Genomic DNA, 7,314 nt, shown 5'->3' with positions numbered 1-7,314 from the left:
CCGGATTTCCGGGGCGCCGCGACGCCGGTTTTCGGGTGGCCGTAGACGCCTGTTGCGCGGGCCGCGACCGCCGGGCTCCGGTACCCGGGGCCGCCCGGCCGCCGGGCCGGGGCGGCCGTTTCAGCTTCCAGCGGTGTGCCTGTCTCGTCGCGGGCCGGGGCCGCCGGATTTCCGGGGCGCCGCGACGCCGGTTTTCGGGTGGCCGTAGACGCCTGTTGCGCGGGCCGCGACCGCCGGGCTCCGGTACCCGGGGCCGCCCGGCCGCCGGGCCGGGGCGGCCGATTCCGCTTCCAGCGGTGCGACCGTCCCGTCGCAGGCCGGGGCCGCCGTTTTCGCTGCCCGGTACGCCCGGCCCGTCGCGGTCCGGGGCCGCCGCTTTCCCGCGCCGCCGTCGCCCGTTTCCGTAAGGTCTGGGGAAAGCGCTGGTCAGGGCCGCTGAACGGGCTCTAGGATGGCGCGCTCCGGCCACCCTTCTCCGCGGTCACCGCCTCACCGGGGCCGCCCGACCCCGCGCCGCAGCGAGCCCCCACCGGCGCCGTGACGATGGATTCCCAGATCTCACAGGCTTCCCAGGCAGCTCAGACACCCCTACCGTCCCAGTCACCCCACACCTTCCAGGTCGACCTGCGCGGCCTGGTGGACCTGCTGTCCCATCACCTCTACTCCAGCCCCAAGGTCTATCTGCGCGAGCTGCTGCAGAACGCCGTGGACGCCATCACGGCCCGGCGCGCCGAGCAGCCCGGCTCCCCCGCCCGGGTGCGGCTGTACGCCGAGGGCGGGGCGCTGCGCGTGGAGGACACCGGCGTGGGGCTCACCGAGTCGGACGTGCACAGCCTGCTCGCCACCATCGGGCGCAGCTCCAAGCGCGCCGAGGGGCTCCAGGAGGCCCGCTCGGACTTCCTCGGGCAGTTCGGCATCGGTCTGCTGGCGTGCTTCGTGGTGGCCGAGCGGATCCGGGTGGTCAGCCGCAGCGCCCGCACGCCGGATGCCCGGCCGGTCGAGTGGACGGCCCGGGACGACGGCTCGTACACCGTGCGCACGCTGCCCGACGACGCCCGGCCCGAACCGGGCACCACCGTGCATCTGACGGCGCGGGCGGGAGCCGCCGAGTGGCTGGCCGAGGAGCGGGTGCTGTCGCTGGCGCGGGACTTCGGCTCGCTGCTGCCGTACGACGTGCGGGTGGGCGAGAAGGCGGTCACCGACCTTCCGGCGCCCTGGGACCGGCCGTATCCGAGCCCCGCCGCCCGCCGGGTGGCGCTGGCCCGGCACTGCCACGAGCTGTTCGGCTTCACCCCGCTGGACACCATCGACCTGAACGTGCCGCTGGCCGGGATCCGCGGGGTGGCGTATGTGCTGCCGTCGGCGGTCAGTCCGGCGCAGCGGGCCGGGCACCGGGTGCATCTGAAGGGCATGCTGCTCACCGAGCGGGCCGAACAGCTGCTGCCGGACTGGGCGTTCTTCGTGCGCTGCGTGCTGGACACGGACAGCCTGCGCCCCACCGCCTCCCGCGAGGCGCTGTACGAGGACGAGACCCTGGCCGGGGTGCGCGAGGCGCTGGGCGAGCGGATCCGGGCCTGGCTGACCGGCCTGGCCGCCGGCGATCCGGAGCGGCTCGCGGCGTTCCTGTCGGTGCACCACCTGGGCGTGAAGTCGCTGGCCCGGCACGACGCGGAGATGCTGCGCACCATGCTGCCGTGGCTGCCGTTCGAGACGACCGACGGGCGGCTGTCCCTGGAGGAGTTCGCGCAGCGGCACCCGGTGGTGCACTTCACGCGGACGGTCGAGGAGTACCGGCAGGTCGCGCCGATCGCCTCGGCGCAGGGCATCGGCGTGATCAACGGCGGCTACACCTACGACTCCGAACTGGTCGAGGCGCTGCCCTCGGTGCGGCCGGGCACAGTCGTCGCCGAGCTGGACACGGACACCGTGACCGCGCATCTGGACGCGGTCGACCCGGCCGAGGAGCTGGCCCTGTCGGACTTCCTGGCGGCGGCCCGGGCCCGGCTCGATCTGCTGGGCTGCGACGTGGTGCTGCGCGCCTTCCACCCGCTGTCGGTGCCCGCGCTGCACCTGGACGACCGGGAGGCGCGGCACGAGCAGGCCCGGGCCGAGGCGGAGGAGCAGGCCGACGAGCTGTGGGCGGGCATCCTCGGCTCGCTGCGCGGCAGCGCGCCGCGCGCCCGGCTGGTGCTCAACCATCTCAACCCGCTGGTGCGGCGGATCAGTTCGCTCGGCGATCCGGAGCTGATCGGCACGGCCACGGAGTCGCTGTACGGGCAGGCGCTGCTGATGGCCCAGCGGCCGCTGCGGCCCGCCGACTCGGCGCTGCTGAACCGGGCCTTCATCGGCCTGCTGGAGTGGGCCACGCACTCGGAGGAGGGGCAGTGACGGGCTCGGCATCCTGCGGTCAGGAGGGGCACTGATGGGTGAGATCACGGACATCGACGCCCTGCGCCGGGCGATGGCGGAGAACTCCGAGCAGCCGGAGGGGCCGGCCCGCAACGCGCGGGCGGAGCAGCTGCTCGCCGAGGCCGAGAAGCTGAACATGCCGCTGGCCGTGATCGAGGCGCTCCGGCACCAGCTGCAGGTCTACAACTACAGCTCGGAGAAGGGGAAGATGTTCGTCCCCTTCGCCCGGCTGCTGCGCATGTGGGACCAACACCCCGAGGACTTCGACGAGTACGAGACGCACTCCCTGCACTGGATGTTCAAGTGGGTCTCGGCCGGCATGCTCCACCAGCCGCACATCCCGCTGGCCTCGATCGAGAAGTGGCTCGGCGAGATGGAGCACCGCTACAAGCTGGCCGGACATTCCGAACGGGCGGTGCGCAGCGCCGAGTTCAGCGTCGCCGCGCATGTGGGGGACGTCGAGCGGGCCGAGCGGGCGTATGCGGCATGGCTGGCCGCGGACCGCGACTCGATGGCCGACTGCCACGCCTGCGAGCTGAGCGGGCAGGGCTGGTGGCAGGGGGAGCGGGGCCGGGACGAGGAGGCGCTGCGACTGTGGCGACCGGTCCTGGAGGGCGAGTACACCTGCGCCCACGAGCCGCACGCCGTGCTCGCCTCCTCCCTGCTGCCGCTGCTGCGGCTGGGCCGCACGGACGAGGCGCGCGCCAACCATCTGCGCGGCTTCCGGCTCGTACGCCCCATGGAGAGCATGCGCGGCGCCTACGCCGACCATGTGGAGTTCTGCGCGCTGACCGGCAACGAGGCGCGCGGTCTCGAACTGCTCGCGGAGCGCCCCGCGTACTTCACCGACGACGGACACCCGCGCAGCAAGCTGGACTTCCTGAGCGTGGTGACCCTCCTCATGGAGCGGCTGACCGCACTCGGTCTCGGCGAGCGGCAGGTGCCCGGTCCGTCCGGCCGGTCGTGGACCGCGGCGGAACTCGCCGCGCACGCACGCCGGGAGGCGCTGTCCCTGGCCGCCCGCTTCGACGCGCGCAACGGCACCACCTATGTCAGCGAGCGGGCCCGCGCCCGGATGGAGCAGCGCCCGCTGGTGGACCGGCTGCCGCTGGGCGTGCGCACGCCTGCGTCGGCCGGGACGCGTCCGGTGACAGCCCCGGTCGCCCAGGTGCCCCAGCCGCCCTCCACCGGCACGGGCGAGGACGGCGAGCCGGACCTGCAGGCGCTGATCGCCGAGGCGCGGCGGCTCTCCGACACCCTGCAGCCGCACGCCGTGGAGGCGTGGGCAGCGGTGGCCCGGGCGGCCGAGGGCGTGGAGCTGGACGCCAGGGACCGCGCCGAGATGACGGAGCACGAGGCGATGGGCCTCGGCCCCGAGGGCGTGCACCTCTTCGAGCGGGCCGCCGAGCTGTACGCGGAGGCGGGCGACCCCGGCGAGGCCCTGGCGGCCCGCGCGCGGGGCGCGTACGTACGGGCCCTGGCGGGCGCGACGGACGAGGCGCTGGCGGCGGTCGCGGACCCCCACGAACAGATCCTGGCCCTGCACGCCGACGGCTCCACCGGCATACTCCAGACCGCCTCGGTCCTGATGTCCCGCGCCCGGATCCTGATGCGGCGCGTGCAGGAGGCCATGGAGGCGGTAGAGGCCCAGGAGGCCCAGGCGAACAGCCTCGGGGCCCAGGAGAGCGGCCGGGAGGCCCAGGAGAGCAGCCCGGAGACCCTTCTCTCCGCGGCGGAGTCCGCCGTCCGTGCCGTGCTCGCGCTCGTCGACGGTCACACCGGGGACGACGTACGGCTGGCCGCGCGGGGCGCCGAGGGGCAGGCGATGCTCGGGGAACTCGCCGGGCGCGCGGGCGAGATCGAGCGGGCCGCCGAGCTGTTCGGGCGGGCGGCCGAGGAGTACGTGGCGGCGGGCCTGCCGTGGTTCGCCGTGGAGTACGAGGCGCGGCTGGCGCAGCTCGCCCACCATCTCGGCGACGACGCCGGGGCGGAACGGGCGCTGCGGGCCGCCCTGGAGCACGGCGGACCGTATGTGGAGCCGTCCGGGCGGGCTCAGCTGCACCTCCAGCTCGCCGAGGTCACCGCCGGATCGGGCCGGGTGCGGGAGGCCGCAGGCCAGGCCCTCGAGGCGGCGCACTGGGCCGACGAGGCGGGCGAGGGACCGGCGCTGGGCGCCTGGGCGCGGCACATGCTCGGCGGGCTGCTGCTGCGGCAGGGGCGGTGGGCCGAGGCCGCGGAGGTGCTGGAGTCCGCCCTGCCCGATCTGACCGTGGAGACCCACGGGGACGGTCCGGTCGTCCAGACGCTGTGGTGGCTCGGGGACTGCCTGAGCGAGCTCGGCGAGCACCGCGCGGCGGCCGAGCGGCGGTTGCAGGCCGCCGGCATCGCCCGGCACTGGCCCGAGCAGCAGGACCACGCGACGCTGGCCCATCTGGCCGCGTCCAGCCTGGAGATGGCGGGTCTGCCCGAGGAGGCGGAACGTGCCTTCGCCCGTGCGGGCGAGCTGTGGCGCGCCGTCGGCGACACCTCGGGCCTGGTCGGCTCGCTGCGCGCCCGCGCCTGGCTGGCACTGCGGACGGACGCTGCGGACCCGGGTCCGGCACGGACGCTGATGGCCGAGGCGGTGACGGAGTGCGCGGCGGCGCGGGACAAGACGGGCGACGAGCCGACGCGCCTGCGTCTGACCGCCGAGCTGGGCCACACCCACCGCCAGTTCGCCGACCTGCTGCTCCGCTGGGCGGACGGCGACGCCGGGGACGACGACCGCGAGGCCGTCCTGGAAGAGGCGGCGGCCCAACTCGTCCGGGCGATCACCGCGTTCGACACCGCCGGACCGGAGTTCCTGCACGAACGCACCCAGGCCCAGCTGGCCGCGTCCTGGCTGGCCACCGAGCTGGGCCACCCGGACACCGCGACCGCACACGCGCGGGCGGTACTGGAGGCGTACGAGAACGCCCCGGCGGACGACGACACCGCCCGCGCCCGCCGCACCGACGCCGAACACCTGCTGCATCTGGCGGAGCAGCAGGGGGACGGGACGGACCAGCAGGAGGGTGGGACGGCAGAGCAGCAGGCCGGGACGGAACAGCAGCAGGACGGCTGAGCCGCCCTTCGTTCACTCGACCCCGATCAGCAGCAGGGCGCCCTGGCGGCCGCCGTGGTAGACGACCGTGTCGACGGCGAGGTAGCGCTCGCGGACGCGGGCCTCGAGGTGGTCGGCGACGTTCTCGGGGGCGTCGTCGTCGAGGACCAGGGTGACCATCTCGCCGCCCGCGGCGAGCATCCGGTCGAGGACGTCGGCGGCGATGGCCTCGACGTCGTCGCCGATCACCGCCACATCGCCGTCGACCAGGCCGAGGACGTCCCCGGCCTGGCAGATGCCGGCCGTGGTCCAGGACTCGCGCTCGGCGACCGTGACCTCCCCGTAGCGGGTGGCGCCGGCTGCGGACGTCATGGACACCACGTCCTCGTCGAAGCGGCGCTCCGGCTCGTGCACGGCGAGCGCCGCGATGCCCTGCACGGCGGAGCGGGTCGGGATGAGCGCCACGCGGATGCCCTCCGCGCGGGCCTGCTCGGCCGCGGCCGCGGCGGTGTGGCGCAGCTCCTCGTCGTTGGGCAGCAGCACCACCTCGCGCGCGTGCGCCCGCCGTACCGCCTGGACCAGCTCGCCGCTGGCCGGAGGCTCCCCGGGGCGCGCGAGCACGGTCGTCGCGCCGGCCTCGGTGTACAGCCCGGCCAGCCCCTCGCCCGGCACCACGGCCACCACGGCCCGCTGCGCCCGCTCCCGCAGCGGCCGCTCGGCGTGGGTGGTGTGGACGTCCCCGGCGCCGAAGTGGGTGATCCGGATGCGGTACGGCCGCCCGGCCTCGACGCCCGCCTCCACCGCGGCGCCGGCGTCGTCGACATGCACATGCACGTTCCACAGGCCGTCGCCGCCGACCACGACGAGCGAGTCGCCGAGCGAGTCGAGCCGGGTCCGCAGCCGCTCGACCGCGTCGTCCTCGGCCTCCAGGAGGTAGATCACCTCGAAGGCGGGCCCGACGGGTGCCGGGGCGGTGTCCTCGCTCACCGTGCCCCCAGGCTCTTGAAGCTCACCGGCGGTGGAGGCGTCCGCGCCCGCGGCTCCCTGGGGCACGGGCTCCAGGCGCATATGGGCGCCGCCCAGGGCGTCCTTCGGCATCTCCCCGGTGCAGGTCCCCAGCAGCGCCGCGAGCACCGCCAGCAGGCCGCGGCCGCCCGCGTCCACGACGCCCGCCCGGCGCAGCACGGGCAGCTGGTCCGGGGTCTCGTCGAGCGCCGCCCTGGCGCCCTCGTAGGCAGCGCGGGCCACCGCCCCGCAGTCGCCCTCCACGTCCCCGGCCGCGTCGGCGGCGGCCGTGGCCACGGTGAGCACGGTGCCCTCGACGGGGTGGGCGACCGCCTCGCGGGCGGCGTCGGCCGCCTGCCGCAGCGCGAGCCGCAGCTGCGGGCCGTCGGCGCAGGCACCGGCCGTCTCATCCGCGGCCAGCACCTGGGCCATCCCGCGCAGCAGCTGCGCCAGGATGGTGCCGGAGTTGCCGCGCGCCCCGATCAGCGCGCCGTGTGCCATGGCCCGTACGGTGTCGGCGAGCGTGGGTCCGGTCCCGGACTCCGTCCCGGTGCCGGCGCCGACGCCCGCCTCGTGGCCCGCGAACACCGCCTCGACGGCGGCCGCGGCCGACTCGACGGTCAGGAAGAGGTTGGTCCCGGTGTCCCCGTCCGCCACGGGGTAGACGTTGATCGCGTCGATCTCCTCGCGCGAGCGCCCCAGCGCTTCGAGCGCGAGACCGCACCAGGTCCGCACCGCGAGAGCATCGAAGAACGTCTGCGGCACCTGCGCCACCTGCGCCTCCCTGAGCTGGACGTGGCACGCAGCGTAGACCGTGG

The 7,314-nt window shown here is 75.4% G+C and carries 3 protein-coding genes; 2 read left to right on the top strand and 1 reads right to left on the bottom strand.

The window, feature by feature from the left end; genetic code table 11:
* Positions 1–543 precede the first annotated feature (543 nt).
* Together ABD207_RS24445 and ABD207_RS24440 are read left to right on the top strand one after the other, a co-directional pair.
* Entirely contained in the window at positions 544–2,388 is a 1,845-nt protein-coding gene (locus ABD207_RS24445; protein ID WP_344015263.1) for an HSP90 family protein, read from the top strand.
* Positions 2,389–2,422: 34 nt separating this feature from the next.
* Complete coding sequence (locus ABD207_RS24440; RefSeq protein ID WP_344015262.1) at positions 2,423–5,512, top strand: tetratricopeptide repeat protein; 3,090 nt, start codon at positions 2,423–2,425, stop codon at positions 5,510–5,512.
* 12 nt (positions 5,513–5,524) lie between these two features.
* Here ABD207_RS24440 and ABD207_RS24435 read toward each other — a convergent pair whose 3' ends face one another.
* Complete coding sequence (locus ABD207_RS24435; RefSeq protein ID WP_344015261.1) at positions 5,525–7,270, bottom strand: DAK2 domain-containing protein; 1,746 nt, start codon at positions 7,268–7,270, stop codon at positions 5,525–5,527.
* Between the last annotated feature and the right edge of the window lie 44 nt (positions 7,271–7,314).

The sequence above is a fragment of the Streptomyces thermospinosisporus genome (assembly GCF_039526425.1).
GTDB lineage: Bacteria > Actinomycetota > Actinomycetes > Streptomycetales > Streptomycetaceae > Streptomyces > Streptomyces thermocarboxydovorans.
This window is presented reverse-complemented; position numbering and strand designations above follow the sequence as displayed.